Annotated in this window: 11 protein-coding genes; 1 reads left to right on the forward strand and 10 read right to left on the reverse strand. The window is 60.7% G+C overall.

All coding sequences use genetic code 11. The annotated features are described in order from the left end of the window. Positions 1-324: 324 nt before the first annotated feature. Positions 325-2,763, forward strand: a complete 2,439-nt coding sequence (locus tag NTCA1_RS16790) for a TonB-dependent receptor (protein WP_133085065.1) — start codon at positions 325-327, stop codon at positions 2,761-2,763. Positions 2,764-2,849: 86 nt separating this feature from the next. On the opposite strand, the gene NTCA1_RS16795 is transcribed toward NTCA1_RS16790, so the two are convergent. The 10 genes from NTCA1_RS16795 to NTCA1_RS16840 form a co-directional block, all read right to left on the reverse strand. Then, on the reverse strand, positions 2,850-3,662 hold the full coding sequence (locus tag NTCA1_RS16795) for an SDR family NAD(P)-dependent oxidoreductase (protein WP_236549397.1): 813 nt from the start codon (positions 3,660-3,662) through the stop codon (positions 2,850-2,852). Between the two features lie 2 nt (positions 3,663-3,664). Next, on the reverse strand, positions 3,665-4,819 hold the full coding sequence (locus NTCA1_RS16800; protein ID WP_236549398.1) for an oxidoreductase family protein: 1,155 nt from the start codon (positions 4,817-4,819) through the stop codon (positions 3,665-3,667). 810 nt (positions 4,820-5,629) lie between these two features. Next, on the reverse strand, positions 5,630-7,288 hold the full coding sequence (locus NTCA1_RS16805; protein WP_133085108.1) for an FAD-dependent oxidoreductase: 1,659 nt from the start codon (positions 7,286-7,288) through the stop codon (positions 5,630-5,632). 67 nt (positions 7,289-7,355) lie between these two features. Then, the gene (locus NTCA1_RS16810) at positions 7,356-8,276 is read right to left on the reverse strand and encodes a TIGR03619 family F420-dependent LLM class oxidoreductase (protein WP_133085063.1); all 921 of its coding nucleotides are present in this window, start codon (positions 8,274-8,276) and stop codon (positions 7,356-7,358) included. Between the two features lie 88 nt (positions 8,277-8,364). Further along, positions 8,365-8,940: a 2-phospho-L-lactate guanylyltransferase gene (cofC, locus tag NTCA1_RS16815; RefSeq protein WP_133085062.1), complete on the reverse strand. Its 576-nt coding sequence runs from the start codon at positions 8,938-8,940 to the stop codon at positions 8,365-8,367. Positions 8,941-8,998: 58 nt separating this feature from the next. Then, positions 8,999-9,736, reverse strand: a complete 738-nt coding sequence (cofE, locus tag NTCA1_RS16820; protein WP_133085061.1) for a coenzyme F420-0:L-glutamate ligase — start codon at positions 9,734-9,736, stop codon at positions 8,999-9,001. A gap of 9 nt (positions 9,737-9,745) precedes the next feature. Beyond that, entirely contained in the window at positions 9,746-10,405 is a 660-nt protein-coding gene (gene npdG, locus NTCA1_RS16825) for an NADPH-dependent F420 reductase (protein WP_133085060.1), read from the reverse strand. Then, positions 10,402-11,232 carry an SDR family NAD(P)-dependent oxidoreductase gene (locus tag NTCA1_RS16830; RefSeq protein ID WP_133085059.1) on the reverse strand — a complete coding sequence of 277 codons (831 nt, stop codon included), beginning with the start codon at positions 11,230-11,232 and terminating at the stop codon, positions 10,402-10,404. The genes npdG and NTCA1_RS16830 overlap by 4 nt, the downstream gene beginning before the upstream one ends. Then, complete coding sequence (gene cofH / locus NTCA1_RS16835) at positions 11,229-13,568, reverse strand: 5-amino-6-(D-ribitylamino)uracil--L-tyrosine 4-hydroxyphenyl transferase CofH (RefSeq protein WP_133085058.1); 2,340 nt, start codon at positions 13,566-13,568, stop codon at positions 11,229-11,231. Before cofH ends, NTCA1_RS16830 begins: the two co-directional genes overlap by 4 nt. A 54-nt stretch (positions 13,569-13,622) precedes the next feature. Continuing rightward, complete coding sequence (locus NTCA1_RS16840) at positions 13,623-16,004, reverse strand: TonB-dependent receptor (protein WP_133085057.1); 2,382 nt, start codon at positions 16,002-16,004, stop codon at positions 13,623-13,625. Positions 16,005-16,042: the final 38 nt, after the last annotated feature.

Consider the following 16,042-nt stretch of genomic DNA (forward strand, 5'->3'; position numbering starts at 1 on the left):
GTTGTCAAGAACGGGCTAAGAATTCTCGCCGCGCATAACCTCGACGGGGAAGAATGCCGATATTCCGTGAAGCGCGAAGTGCCGAGACTGAGCGAAAGCCAGCAAAGCGACGTTCTGCTCAATGTTCGTCACCGACCAGAATCTGCTTGTTTCGAAGGCAGATCCTTGCGCCAGAAAAACCGAAACCAATTTGGGCCTCGCCCCCTCCGAAGATAGGAATCGAAACGAGATAGATCTCTATAGCTCCCGCCGTCTGCCCGTTCTTTAGCAGCGGGGAATATCTACGCGCGGCGCAAGAAGCCGGACGCAAGTGGGAGGCGATACATGAAAACTAAATTCGTCCGCATCGTAGCGGGGACCGGGCTCTGTGCAATGAGCGTGCTTCCTGTTCAGGCATGGGCCGCCGATGGCCCGCCCACGCCCGACCAGACCGCTGAAGCGCAGTCCTCCGCCGCCCCGTCCCTGACCGGCGAGATCGTCGTCACAGCGCGGCGGCGTGAGGAGCGGCTTCAGGACGTGCCTGTATCGGTCGTAGCATTCTCCGATACCGCCCTTGAACGTAGCAGCGTCCAGACGATTGCCGATATTCGGACTATCTCGCCCGGTCTTACATTCAGTTCGGAGGGCGGCAAGGACAACACCTCGGTTTCACTTCGCGGGATCGGGCAGATACCGACTGGCGAAGTCACGCCCGGTGTAGTTACCTATTTCGCGAACGTGCCCCTTGCCTCGCTCGGCTCGAACGTGCCGACGTTCGATATCGGCAACATCCAGGTCCTCAAGGGCCCGCAGGGCACTTTGTTCGGCCGCAACACCCTTGGCGGTGCAGTTCTGATATCCCCGCAATCACCTGGCCAGGACTTTGGCGGCTATCTGCAGGGGACTTACGGCAATTACGACTATCGCGAAGTTCAGGGCGCCCTCAATGTCCCGGTCATCGCGGACGTTCTGGCCATCCGCGTTGCAGGACAGATCAGACGGCGCGATCCGATGACATATTCGATCAACGGCGGCGATGGGTTCAATGACGTCCGTCAGGACAGCGCACGAGCCTCGGTACTCTTCACGCCCGCCGACTGGCTGAAGAGCACGACCATTTTCGACTACTTCAAAGCCAGGGAATCTGCTTCAGGGTATTATCTGCTTCGCCAGAACTTCAGCTTTACGGACCTGTTCGCCCCGTCGGTCGGCGCGGCTGCGGGGTCACTGATCGGCGCTTCCCTTGATGCTCAGACAGCGCAGTATCTCGCGTTGCAGAAGCAGAATTTCTACGGTGCTTTCACGGACGATTCGGGATCCGGCCGGGCCAATCGTCGCAACTGGGGCATTTCGAACGACACATCCGCAAGTTTCGGCCAATTCACGCTGCGAAACATTTTCGGTTATCGCAAGAATCGCAGCGACCAATTGATCAACACTTCTGCTCTCGGCCCAATGTACCTGCCGGGCGCCGCACTGGGCAGTCCGGTGGATGTTCCCTTCACAGTATTCCATGCGGCTGCGCTGATTCAGCGCCAGTATCTGACCGACGAAGTGCAGTTCCTTGGCAGCTTCGACCGATTCAATTTCATTGTCGGCGGCTTCTATAGCCATGACACACCCGATGGTCCCTCCGGTTCGACATTCTCCGCATTCACCACGCCCGGAACACCTGCCGCAGTCGTCACCGCCAATGTCAGGAACACCAACTACGCTGCGTTCGGACAGATCTCCTACAAGGTGACGGACGCCGTCACGCTCAACGCCGGCCTGCGCTACAGCTGGGACCGTGTGTCGGCTTGCGGCGGCGCCATCGGAACTTCCTATGCCGAGGATTCGACCTGCCGGTCGCTTGCAGAGCTCAATCTTCCCGACGGCATCGGCGTGGTATCCAATCGCGGCTCCGCGCCCAGTTGGACGATTGGTGCGGATTGGAAGGCCGCGCCTGACCTCCTGCTTTATGTGGTAAGCCGTCGCGGCTACCGCGGTGTCAATGTAAACACGCCGCTGTTCGAAACGCGTTTTACGACCGGGGGAACCGACCCCGCCTGCGGATCCGGCTCGGGTCAATGCGTTGATTTGCGGCCATTCCAGAAAACCGGGAAAGAGACGCTTACCGATATCGAGATCGGCGAGAAATGGACGTTCAACATCGCCGGTGCCCACGGTCACATCAACACAGCAGCCTATTACAGCAAGTATAAAAACGCGTTGCAATTTCTGAACGCGCAAACATTGATTCCCGCTTCCGCCCCGGACAGTCCCACCAACGGTTCGTTCGGCGTGAACGCCGCAGACCTGTCGATCTATGGCGTGGAACTGGATGCCGCCGTCAGCCCCAGCAGAAACCTGACGGTCTCCTTCAACGGCGCTTATACGCACATGAGGGTAGACAAGCTCACGCTGCCCGACGTGGAGGGAATTTCCTTCACCTCTTCCGACGTAAACAAATACGCGCCGACCTTTTCCGGCACTTTCAGCGCGAACTGGACTTTGCCTGTCCGTCCGGCGGATGGTGATCTGGTGCTGAGCGGTGACCTGTTCATGACTGCGGACTTCGGTGGTCAATATGGTGAAAAGCTGCCAGGCTACAATCTCGTCAACATGCGCCTGGACTGGGAGAACATCGCTCATACTGGCGTCGATCTCAGCTTCTTCGTCCGCAATCTGACCAAGGAGCGATATTTCGCGGCTGCGGATGTCCTGCTCAAGAGCTTCCCGGTCAATTCGGTAGCTGTAGGCGATCCGCGCACTTACGGGGTCGTTGCCAAGGTCCAGTTCTGAAATCAATTCGGCTCCGCGTTATCCGCGGAGCCGATCAGGTAATCTTGTGGGGAGCGGTCAGTCTGCGACTGACCGCTCCGTTTTCATTAGTGTGCGGCCGCTTGCATATCCATGACATCGCCGAAATATGGAGTGTGGTGGCAAATACCGCCATCGACCGAGAAGACTTGGCCCGTGACGAATGCCGAAAGATCCGAGGCAAGGAACAGCACGGCCCCGGCGATATCGTCAGGCACGCTTTCTCGTGGCAACAGGACATGCCGCTGGATCATGCGCAGTTGTTCTGCAGGCATCATTTCGCGCGCCTGCGGTGTAAGAACCAAACCGGGCATCACTGCGTTGCAGCGGATGTTCTGGCGGCCCAACTGGGCGGCAGTGTTGCGCGTAAGACTGTTCACCGCTCCTTTCGAGGAAGAATAGGCCGGGTTGAAGACATCCCCGAGGATCGAAACGCCCGTGCTTGTATTGATGATCGACCCACCGCCCGCGGCGATCATGTGGGGAGCGACGTGTTTGATCATCAGCATCGTGCCGCGCGTGTTGATACGAAACGCTGCATCCCAAACCGCTGCGTCCATATCGACCAGAGCACCGTCAGCGGCCATTTGGTTGACGGCGGTGTTGGCGGCATTGTTGTGCAGGACATCAATCCGGCCATGAGCCGTGATCACTGCGTAGACCAATGCAGCGATACTCGCCTCTTCTGCAAGATCGAGCGGACATGCCATCGCCTCCCCACCGGCGGCGCGGATGCTCTTCGCCACGCGCTCTGCTCCCGCCAGATTAATGTCTGCCAGAACCACTTTAGCGCCCTCGCAAGCGAGCTTGCGAGCGCATGCTTCCCCGATGTTGGATCCCGATCCCGTGACGACGGCGATTTTTCCCTGAACCAGTCCCATCCTCACTCTCCCAGCAGTATCTTCCAGGTCCCCAGTTCCTCGCCCGCGACGAAGAACCGCTCGTTCATAGGCAACCCGTTCTGCCCCCAGGAGTCGTGGTTGGCGACCCACGCCTGAATTCCGTACATCACCCACAAGCGCGTCTGCTCCCAGACCTCCTCGAAACTGGGAATTCCGGGAACGCCCGTCGCGGTCAGGTAAGACAGATACTGCTTGAGCAGATCCTTGTGATGGGCGCGCCGCTCTTCGATGGTCAGCGATCCGACTAGGAAATAAGTAAGATCACGCCACGGACGTCCACGTCGCACCAGTTGCCAATCCAACCAAAGCCTTTCCCCGCCAGGCAGGATATAGGTGTTCCCCTGGTGGCAATCACCCAGTGCGATGCAATAGGGCGCGTCATAGGCACGCTCAAGTTCGCCCAGCCGGTCGAATGCGCGCTCGACGCGGCGCGGATCGTCAAGATAGTGCTTTGGCGCGATCGCGCGGAAATTCGGATCCTTCAGATTGTCGTCGATCCACTGCCACATGATGCGGACCTGGTCGCTGTCGACCGGAGTATCCATCTGCGTCTGCAGCCACGGGGCATTGGCCTTGGAGATTTTTTCGCTTCCCCAGAGACTGGCGTGAAGACCAGCCAGTCCCTCGAGGTTGGAGGCGATCATGTCGATGCCGGAGTGCTGCGTACTGTGACCAAAGTGTCCACCGCGATCATTGAGGTCTTCCAGCACGAGCAGGCCGTGAGCGCTGCCATCGTCGTCCCAGTCGGCGTAATAGCACTGCGCGGTGGGAACCTTCATTTCCTTGGCGAGGAAATGATAGAACCGGGCCTCGACGGCATGGATATCGACATTGTCGAAGCTGCCCGACCAGTTGGCCTTCAGGCACAGGTTCGCGGGGAGCCCGGCGGCAAGGCCCGCTTCGTTCCAATCCACTTTGACGCGCCACTTGGTCGTGTGGCTGTTCAGCAGCTGGACCGTTTCCATGCTGCGTGCCGCGACGCCGGGATACTTGTGGGCCATAATCGATCCCAACCACGCGGCATCGATCCCCTCCATCGAGGTCGGCAGATGACCAGTTCGGGTAGGATAAGGACGAGGCACACAATCAGGATCGACCGTCGCATTGCGGTATTGCGGTTGGGCTTGTGGGTCCATCGAACTCTCCTGATGTGTTCTTGTGTTACAGCGTCGTCCGTCCCGGCGAAGGCCCTCGAACCTGGGCCGAGGGAGCTTGCCGGCTTTGCGGACCGATTTTACGCTGCATCCGGGATACCGAGCATCGCAGGCGCGACCGAAGCGCAACCTGCCCGAAGAGAGGGACCACCCCGACCTTCGACGGAGACCTGGGATACGGCTTTTTGCAGGTTTTGGCGCTCATCCATGGTCCCCATCTCGACCTAAGCCAATTGCGCGTGGCGCTTGCCACCGAGGGCCAACTATCAATCGGCCCTTCCAGTCGCCCCGCTGCGCCAGGGTGCCGATCCGATCTGCCGAGAGCTGGCGCGACGAAGTGAGCTGTACGATGAGTGTTACTGCGTGGTCCGGGAAATCACGACGCCGGCCCCGTCTCTACGGAATGGTTAGGCACAGCGCGCCGGCTTTGGGATTGACGGCGCTCGGCAGCGCTCGTCGCGGCGGTGTTCGATCTGGACTTCGATGGGCGGGTCTGGTTCTGGCGTGGGTATTGGGACGCGTCCGACGGCACGAGGCTGGGGAGCGTTCACGGTGCGGCGATGCGGCCCAAATTCTGTGCCGAATGAACCGGCGTTGCCGCATAGCGCGCTAGCCGTCGACCTTCGTCACGTTCCTTGCTGCGCGCTCCGCCCCGGATGGCGGCGATTATGGTCAATCAACCGATGCGTCGCGGGGGCCGCCTCGGCAGCCTTATTGCCGCTGCCCTCCGGCAATGCACAGCACAGGGCGCTTCCCGCCGGGACGAGAAGCGCCGTGTATGTGACTTGAGAGCTAGTTTGCGAGTGTCAGGGCCTGCGCCATCGAATTGCCCGCAATAAAGCCGGTGACCATGGCAGGACCTACGTTGCACCCATGCGCAGGCGATTTGCCTCGCCAGATCGAATTGGCATCCAACCCGGCAGCATAAAGACCGGGAACAGGTGTGCCGTCTCCCCCTACCACGCGAAACTGCGCGTCGACCTTGAGGCCCACGGTCGTCGAGCCATCGCCGGGGTAGATCTTGATCGCATAGAATGGAGCCCGCTCGACGCGCCCCAGGCAGGGATTGGGCTTGTTCCGGGGATCGCCGATCTCGATGTCGATCTGTGTCTCTCCCTTTCCGAAGTCGGCGTCATGCCCGATCTCCGCATAGCGGTTGATCTTGGCCACGCTGGCGACAAGGCCGTCCGGTTCTACGCCGATTTTCTCTGCGAGTTCGCGAAGACTGCGCCCCTCGGTCACATAGCCTGCTGCGATAAGCTTCTTGAGACCGCCGCCGCCGGGATAGACCATGCCCATGCCGTACTTCTTGATGAAATCGGCATCGCAGATGATGTGGGCCGGAACAGCTCCGTCACGGTGCATCGCTTCAACGAAATGCACAGATGCTTCATTACCGAAGCGCTCGCCCTTGGCGTTGACCGCTATGCATCCGGGCTTCGACATATCGATGAGATGGGCATAGCGTGCCACGTATCCGTCGGGCCGCGTGAGCTTGGAGACCACCGCCCATACCGCGTTGACCAGATTTTCCTCGGCAAGCGCGCCGCCTGCCTCCAATCCCATGTTCATGCCGTCGCCCGTGTTTTCGTAGGGGAGGATCGAGACATGGTTTTCGGCAAAAGGGATATAAGCCTTGCGAAGCTGCTCGCTGGCGGAAAATCCACCCGATGCCAGCAGGACGCCCAGCCTTGCACCGATATCTTCGTCACCTACCCGAATGCCGGTCACCCGGCCGGACTGCACCAGCAAATGATCGACCGGCGCATTGGTGCGCAGCGTAATCCCCGCGTCGAGCGCGGAGCGAAGGAGACGGGCCGCCAGTGCATTTCCCATCGTGAGACGCGTGCCGCGAGGATAGCGGCGAAGCTTGTCGAACCCGAATTTGGCAGCCAGCTTGCCGAAGTGCACGAGCGATTTTGCCGAGGGCATTTGCGCAAGATATGGCAGATCGAACAGGTCGATCATGAAGCCTCCCGGCGCGTTGAACTCTTCCCGCGCGGGCCTCAGCTGCGCGAAGTGTTCGCCCAGCTTCTTGCCATCGTACTCCTTAGGGGCGAGCAAACGACCGTGATCGGCTGCGCCGTCAACTTCGGGATACCAATCGCTGCTCGGCGGCGAGAGCAGGAATTCGACCCGGCTGTTTTTTTCCAGCCACTCCACCATCCGGGGCCCTGCATCGAGGTAGGCATCAATGAGCGCCGGCTCGGCCGAGGGACCTATGACATCCAGGACGTATTGCCGCGCCCTGTCCTTGCTGTCGTCGACCCCGGCGGCCCGCGCCTGCGGGCTTACCGGAACCCAGATACCGCCGCCCGAGATCGAGGTCGTTCCCCCAAAATGCGATGCCTTCTCGAGAACGATCACCGACTTCCCCGCCGCCGCCGCGCGCAGCGCGGCAGTCATGCCTGCCGCGCCCGAACCCACCACGACCACATCATACTGGGTCATTGCTACCTCCCGTTTTTCGATTTGGATGGAACGGCGCTCACCAAACCCGTCGTTCCGACGGCCCAGTTCAGATTTTCGGCATGATCTCTTGCGCGACCCACTGCAGCCGCTCGACGTATTCATCCATTCCACCAATCCCTGGCGGCAGAGGGACGATCGTCTCGTTGACACCCAGGTCGCGAAGCCATCCGATCTGGTCGATGATCTTCTGCGCGTCGCGAGTTCCTGGCGCGCGCGGGTCGTCCATGATTTCGTGATGCGCACCGACATTGAGCATTTCGAGCGCGAAGAACAAGTCGATGGGGCGCCCGTCATATTCGGGCTGGGACCGGATGAAATCCAGGCACTCCGGGAATTTTTCGGGCGGTGTCCTGAACGGAGACCAACCGTCGCCAAACTTTGCCACGCGCTTGAGAACAGCTTCCGCGTCGCCGCCGAACCAGATCGGCAGGCCCGGCTTTTGGACCGGCTTCGGTGCGAACCCGACATTGCTGAATTTCACGAACTCGCCGTCGAATTCCGGATTGTCAGCGGTCCACAGCTCGATGATCGCAGCCACGTACTCGTCGGCCATTCGTCCCCGGTTATGGAAATCCACTCCCAGCATGTCGAACTCTTCCTTGAGCCATCCCACGCCGAACAGCGCGGTCGCCCGCCCACCGCTCAACCAGTCGAGCGTAGACCATGCCTTGGCCTGGACGATCGGGTTTTGGAGGGGCAGGATCGTGACCGAAGAGCTGACTTTCATCCTGGAGGTTCGGCCGGCAAGGAATGCGAGAGCCACTGTTCCATGAACGTAATGGTCGCCTGACAGTTCGATGTGCTCACGGGGAATTATGAAATGCTCGCCCAGCATGCACTTGTTGAAGCCGAGATCGTCTGCAATTTTCAGCGCATGCCCAATATCGTCGCCCGTCAGGGCATGCTCCCAGGGCTGGGTCATCGCAGCCACGTGCATGCTGTTGGGCACACTGACGTTCAGTTTCATCTGCTGTCCTCTCACGATGTCGGGCGGATAGTGAAGCGCGGCGGCGTGCTCGCACCTTTCCTTAGGAAGGGGAGCGAGCGGCGAAGGCTCATGCGGCTTGCCTGATCAGGCGTCGGGAAACTGCGTGTTCGAGATCGGCCGGAGTATCGAGATCGAAACCCAGGCCCGCCCTTTCGACAATGGCGGCAGCAGGCGACTGCGCCCGGTGATGTGCTAGACTGCCAGGACCGAATGCGAAGGTGAAAGAGCCCGAGTCCGCAAGAGCGATTGCATTGGTGCCTTTGCCATGCCGGTCGGGGGCGAATGCGCGTCCTGTCCCCCGCGCCGCGGCAAGCAGGGCCTCCACGTCTTCACCGACCAACGCAGGCAGGTCGGCATGGATAACAAGGAGCGGCCGACTGCCGAAATGTTCGCGGATCCTGTTCAGTTCGCCGTTGAGACCAAAGCCGCTGTCGCGCAGCCATTGCACCGGCCAACCTTCCACGCTGGCAGGCGCCAGGACGAAAGTCGATTCGATTGCCTCGATCCCGGAAAGGCAGCCCACGACGTGCGCCGCCATCGTGCAGGCCAACGCCTGCCGCTTTCTCGCACTCAGGCTCGGGGCCAGTCGCGACTTCGTTTCCCTCCCCTGTTTCCAGGGAACCACAGCGATCCAGTTTCTCATCGTGCAAGTCCTGCGGCGGAGCTAATTGCAAATACGAAGGCGCGCGCAGGCGCCCCGTTCATGCAAACAGGTCTTCGCGCCTCGGGCGTACCAGTTCGGCGGCTTTGCGCGGCATCCCCTCAAGGCGGCATCCGCGGACGAGAACGGCCGGTATGCCTTCTGCGCCTTCACCCGTCACCAACCCTGCCGCGCTGGCTATCATGTCGGCCAGCGCCACCTGAGTGACTTCCAGAGGGCGATCGTCGCGATCGAGTTCGCCGCGGCGATCGTGGAGAGCCGGCAGGCCCGCTGCGCCGATGGCAACACAGACCACACCAAGGCGCCAGGGCCTTCCAAAGCTGTCCGAGATCACTACCGGCACTCCAAGCGCGCTATGCAAATTCGCCGCTGTTGCGTCAGGATCCAGGGGGAGCAGCAGTGCACGAGCGCCCAGTGATGGACCGATGTTGGAACGATCGATCCCCGCGTTGGCCATGACGTGACCCAATTTGTGCCGCGTGATCAGCACTTCGGGAACCGCTCGCACAATCTCACTCGATTCGTCGAGCACCAGTTGAACCATGCGCGGATCCTTGCGCGTCAATTGGGACAGTTCGCGGGCCGGCTCACCCGGTTCGACTTGCTCAAGATCGACCTGCCGTCCTTCGGCCTTCGAGACAATCTTCTGGGTTACCACGAGTACATCCCCATCGCGAAGCGGCGATCCACACCGTTGGAGGGCATCTCGAAGTATCGCTGCGAGGTCGTCGCCGGGCGCGATTTCGCCGATGCCGCTCAGTTCGACTATTTCGATCATCGCCGCTGCCTATTGCTGATCTGGCGGGATAAGCTCGCCCGTGATCCGAATGCCGGCGCCGTCGACACGGTACGTCTTGTTCATGAAAATGAGGATGGAGGTCAGCGCCTCGGCTGCGGCGGAATTGACAAGCGCGCCGCCGTGAAGACCCCGAAGCCCCATGGCATCGGCAAGGTCCACAATCCGTCCGCGCGCTTCCTTGTCGTCTCCGAATACGAGGACATCGCAGCCGACATCGACGTCCTGAGCGAGCTTGTGCGCAGCGACGTTATGGAACGCCGACACGACCACGGCACTGGGGCCAAGAGCCGCTTGCGCTCTCATGGCTGCCGATCCCTCATCGGGCAGTTGCACGCGCATGACCTTGGGAGGAACTAGGGGAACGGTAGTATCCACCACCAGCTTTCCTGCGACATGCGGCGCAATATCAGCAAGCGTCGATTGCTGCGCGGCGAAGGGAACCGTGACGATCACGATATCGGCTCCTGCCACCGCGTCGACATTACTCGCGCCGCGAAGTCCGTGCCCCAACCCCGATGCCGCGTCCTGCGCACTTTGGGCATTTCGCGATCCGATTACGACCTCATAACCTGCTCGGGCAAGCCGCCAGGCAATAGCCGCACCAAGGTTTCCCGTGCCGCCAACGACGGCAATAGAAGGTTGCGTCATGCCTTGGCTCCGGTATCCATCGCTGCAAAGCGCAGCATGTCCGCATAGACGGCCGAGTGCGAAGTGAAGCCGCCGTCAGCGACGATCGCTGCTCCCGTGATGTAGCGGGATTGCTCGGAAGCTAGAAATGCGACCACTTCGGCAATGTCCTCGGGCCTGCCGAGGTGGTCGACCAGATTGTGCTCGGTCATCAGCTTCTGCGCCGCCTCGGGCATGTTCCTGTCAAGCGCCTCGGTCATGGCTAGGCCCACGACAACGACATTGGAGCGAATGCCCTGCTTCCCGTACTGGGTCGCGATGTAGCGCGAAAGTCCCAGCAAGGCCGCCTTTGACGTGCCGTAAGCCGGGTAATCAAGATCGCCGGCGAGACCCTTGCCGGAGCCGGTGAAAATGATCGAGCCCCCCCCGCTCGTCAGCAAGAGCGGAATGGCGTGCTTGGCGCAAAGCATGGATCCGCGCAGGTTGATCGAGAACGTGCGGTCCCAAAAGTCCGCGTCCATTGCATCGATGAGGCCATCCTCCTGCAGTTCGCCGGTCTGCGCCGCATTGCTGTGAAGAATATCCAGCCTGCCGAAGCGATCCGCGAGGCGCGCAACGCCCCCTGCGATCGCGTCTTCGCTCGTCACGTCCATGACAATCGGCAATGCCTGCCCGCCGGCGGCGACAATTTCCTCGGCAACCAGAAGCAGCGGCGCCTCGTCGAGGCCGGCGACGGCGACCATGGCGCCGCGCTGCGCGAACATGCGGGCGGTAGCGCGCCCGATGCCGCTGCCGCCTCCGGTGACGAGAGCCACCTTGTCGCGCAACGGAAAGGATAGATCGATCATAACGTCTCCATGCAATGGCCGTGACGAACCGGCGGATCTTCATACAAAGTGGTGCGCTGGCGCACGGGCCGGTTGACGGAAGCGGCGAGCGCCCGCATTTGCGTCGGCCCAAATTCTTGCCCGTTGACGCCGCCGGCGGCACGGGTGATCGACTCGTCCATCAGGGTGCCGCCCATGTCGTTTGCACCTGCCTGCAGGATCGCCGCTGCGCCCTCAGGCCCCATCTTGACCCACGAGACCTGGATATTGGCGATCACGGGATGCAGCACGATACGGGCGACGGCATGCATCAGCACCGCCTCGCGGTAGCTCGGACCCGACCGTGCCAGGCCTTTTTGCCAGATCGGCGCTTCCATATGGACGAAAGGCAGCGGGACGAATTCGGTAAACCCACCTGTCTCGTCCTGAAGCAATCGGATCGACAGGAGATGACGTGCCCAGTGACGATATCCCTCGACGTGGCCGAACATGATCGTGGCGGTGCTGCGCAGTCCAACGCCATGGGCGACACGCATGACCTCGATCCACTCGTCCGCTGTAACCTTGTCCGGGCAGATGATGTCGCGGATTTCGGGATCGAGGATTTCGGCGGCCGTGCCGGGCAGCGTCGACAACCCGGCTGCTTTCAGACGGGCCAGAAAGTCTTCGAGCGGTAGCCCCAATGTTCTCGCGCCGTGCGTCACCTCAAGCGGGGAGAAGGCATGGATATGGATATCCGGCGCCGCCTGACGCACTGCGCGAAGTATATCCAGATAGGTGTTACCGTCGTAATCGGGGTGGATACCGCCTTGCAGGCAGACTTCGGTGGCCCCGCGATCCCAGGCTTCGGCGGACCGGCGGCCAATCTCGGCGAAATCGAGCCGATATGCCGGCCCGCGCATGGCCTTGGTACTACCCTTGGAAAACGCGCAGAAGCCGCATTTGTAGAGGCAGATATTGGTGTAATTGATGTTTCGGTTGACCGCAAAAGTCAGCGTTTCGCCCACTACGTCCCTGCGAAGGCGATCGGCGAAGTTCACGATCGCTGTGAAGTCGGCTCCTTCGGCATCGAACATCGACACGATATCCGCTTCGCCCAGCACGTGGCCGGCTTTCACGCTGTCAAGTATCGACGATATGCGCGGGGATACCGCAAATCCACCCGCCGAGATCTGCTGCGGCGCAGCATCGCCTCTGCCCGCGGCCCAATCGTCGATTTTTGGCAGTCCGCGAGCATCGATTGCCCGAAGAACGGTTGCCGCGACAGGCGGCGCGGCCCATTGCCTTGCGGCCGTTGCATAGCGGGGGCCGATCGCAAGGCGCTGGTGCAATGTGCGCCCGGCGGCATTGGTGGCGCGTTCGAGCATGTCGAGGTGCGGCCAAGGCGCTTCCGGATTGACATGGTCAGGCGTTACCGGAGAGACTCCTCCCCAGTCATTGACGCCAGCGCGAAGCAGCGGAGCGAAATTATGGCTTTCCTGAAGATTTGGCGGAGCCTGAATCGTCATCTCGGGGCCGAGGATGATACGAGCAGCCGCGATGGCCCAGAGATGGTCATCCAATGCCGGCTCTGGGAAATCTACCATCTGCGTGCCGGGCTTGGCGCGGAAGTTCTGGATTATGACTTCCTGTATGTGCCCGTATTGGCGATGCAGGTCGCGGATGGCGACAAGTGCATCAACCTGCTCGCGGCACGTTTCGCCGATGCCGATCAGCAGGCCGGTAGTGAAAGGAACCTTGGCAAGCCCTGCCTGAGCAATCGACTCAAGCCGCCGCGCCGGCTCCTTGTCGGGCGATCCAAAGTGCGGCCCTCCTCTCTCGCACAGGCGCTGCGAGCTACTTTCAAGCATCAGGCCCATCGAGGCCGCATGCGGACGCAGTGAGGCATAGTCGGCAGCACCCATCAGCCCCGGATTGAGGTGCGGAAGCAGCCCGGTTTCGTTCAAGACGAGCGCTGCCATTTCGCCGAGATAGGAAAGGGTCGTTTCGTGCCCCAATCTGGCCAAGGCGTCGCGTGCGGCTCCGTAGCGAAGTTCAGGTCGATCCCCGAGTGTGAAAAGCGCCTCGCGGCATCCTGCCGCCACACCGGCGCGCGCTATCGCCAGTACATCCTCCGCGGCCAGGTAGGCTTTGTCGATCCGACCGGGCGTGGTGGCGAAAGTGCAATAGTGGCAGACGTCGCGGCACAGTTTGGTCAGCGGGATGAAGACCTTGCGCGAATATGTCATGCGCGGACCATGGGCGGCGAGCGTCATCGCCTCCGCCGTGGCCATCATTTCGTTGAGGGAAATCGAAGTGAGAGCGCTGTAAATGCGATTTGCATCATCGTGGCTCAGGTGCAGTTGGTCGAGCATCACAACATTCTCCGTGATAGTTCGAGGCCGATTTTCATACCGGTCGCTCCGGCCGCTCTAGAACGTGTACTTTGCCGACACGCCCCAAATCCTGGGGTCGCCGGCATAAACGGAACTCGTCGGGAAGGACGGGAGAAGCACGCTCGCGGCCGAGAAATACTTTTCGTTGAAAACGTTCTTCACAAAGATTCCGAGATCGATCCCGGTATCCGCAATTCCCCGCCAGTCCAGGCGCGCATTCGCCAATTCGTAGCCGGGCAGCTTCTCGCCGTTCTGGCCACCGTAATCGGCGGTCATGAATACGTCGGCATTGAAGCTGACTTCGCCATTCGCGGGCCGCACCGGGAGGATCCAGTTGAAGCTGGCCGTACCGGAAAAGCTCGGTGAATACTTGTTGATCTGATCCTTTCCGAGCACGATCGTCGGCGGCAAATCAGCGGGAAGGGTAAGGCTTTCGACCGTCACGTTCGTATAGGCCGCGTTAAAGCCGACGGTTACACTGCGTGCCGGGCTTATCGAGGCCTCGAGTTCGACGCCCCAGATCCGCAAGTTCGCCGCATTGACCGCGAGCGAACCATTCGAAGGAGAATCCGGCGTTCCGTTGGGAACGGTCGTCTGCGTATTCAGGAACTGGAGGGCATTCTTGTATTTGCTATAGTAAGCTGCAATATTGAGGTGGCCCCGCGCGGTTCCCACGCGATAGTCATACTTGGAACCGACTTCGAGATCGGTAATCGTCTCTTCGTTGGTCTTCTGGAATGGCCGGAGATCGGGGCAAACACCTCCGGTTGCGACACAAGCAGGATCGGTTCCACCAGTCGTATAGACGGTTTCGAATTTCGGCGTGTTGACGTTGGCACCACGATAGCCGCGACGCGATACGATATAGAGCAGCCAATCGGGCGTCGCCTTGTAGTCGAGGCCGACCGTCCAACTGGGCTCCTGCCCCTTGTTCGATACTGTGCCCACGCCATCAATTGCCCCGGTGTTCGCGGTTGCCAGGCAAGTCGCTTCGTCCACATAGCTGGTCCCGATAGTGCCGCCGCACGCTGAAACCTTGTCCCAGCTGTAGCGTCCCCCCAGGTTCAATTTCAGCTTGTCGGTTATGTCGTACCCGATCTGCCCATAAATAGCCCAGTTTCGGTTACGGACATGGGACGTGACCGCAGGAGCGGGAACCCCGCCCACCGAGAACGCGGTGAACTGCGATCCGGTGGGCCCGTGGGGCTTGTCGTTGTTGTAGAAGACGCCCGCTATAAAATTGAACGCGCCGAAGTTGCCGAGCAGCTGTGTCTCGTTGGTGAGATATTGGCGGTCAATTACCGACGACGCCGTAAACAGCGTGAATGGCACCCATGCCGGCAGCGGGGCGGAGAGGCCGGTGGGAATCTGGAGTATCGGCAGGCCGCCCGTATTGATCAGCTGGTAACTGTAGTTCTTCCGATAACCAAAGATGTTCCGAACCGTCATGTCGCCGAAACTGTAAGACGTGTCGTTGGTGATCGCAGTTGCCTTGCGATACGAGGCACCTCCGTCGATTCCCCCGTCGAACGATCCGCGCCGATTGGAAGCCTGGGTTGCCAACGCGGCTTCGACTTGAGGATCGACGGCCGCGAGGCCCAGCGCCGCGAAAGGAAAATTCTGACGCAAAAGATAGAGCCCGCCAGCCAGCTCGTCGCCCTTGAAATACTCATATACGGTGGTGCTGGTGAACCCATCGAAGGGTTCAATCAGCAGCGAAAGCCGGAAGGCGTCCTGATGGATATTGTCGAACCCGGGGCCCTCGTCAAAGGCGATCGTTCGCGGGTCCTGACGGCGAATCTGACCCGCGGCGCGAAACGCGACCTTGTCCTCGACGATGGGGATGTTGATCGCGCCTTGCAGCTCCCGATAGTCGAAGCGGCCGTATGTGCCTTCGCCAAAGCCCTCGAAACGGTATGTCGGCTTTTGCGTGCCGATCACCACCGCACCGCCGAGCGTATTGCGCCCGAACAGCGTGCCTTGGGGGCCTTTCAGAACCTGAATGCTGCTTATATCGTAAGTCGGCACGTTCGATCCCACAGCCGGGAGCGGCGTATCGTTCACGTAGATCACGACGCCCGGGGTTACTTCACCCAGTGGGAGCTGGCCAATGCCGCGAAGCGTCAGCGCCACGTTGTCCTTACCGCCTTCAGCCGAGAACGTGAACCCTGGCGTAATTGTCCTCAAATCACTCACTGTCTGGACCGTGCTGCGCTCGAGCGCTTCAGCGGAAAACGCTGAAATGGAGACGGAAACATCCTGCAGTCGCTCCTCGCGCCGGCGAGCGGTGACAATAATGTCACCCGTCGCCGCGCTTTCCATCTGAGGGGCAGAAGCGTTCTCATCCTGCGCCCACGCCGGGACGGCCAAGGTCGTTCCTGCCGACAACAGCGCAAGTCTCAGCAAACGCGATTTCATCAACTCTCTCTCCCGCCGCCTGTCTCTTCGCAGGCTTT

Source organism: Novosphingobium sp. TCA1, assembly GCF_009811895.1.
GTDB classification, from domain to species: domain Bacteria; phylum Pseudomonadota; class Alphaproteobacteria; order Sphingomonadales; family Sphingomonadaceae; genus Novosphingobium; species Novosphingobium panipatense_A.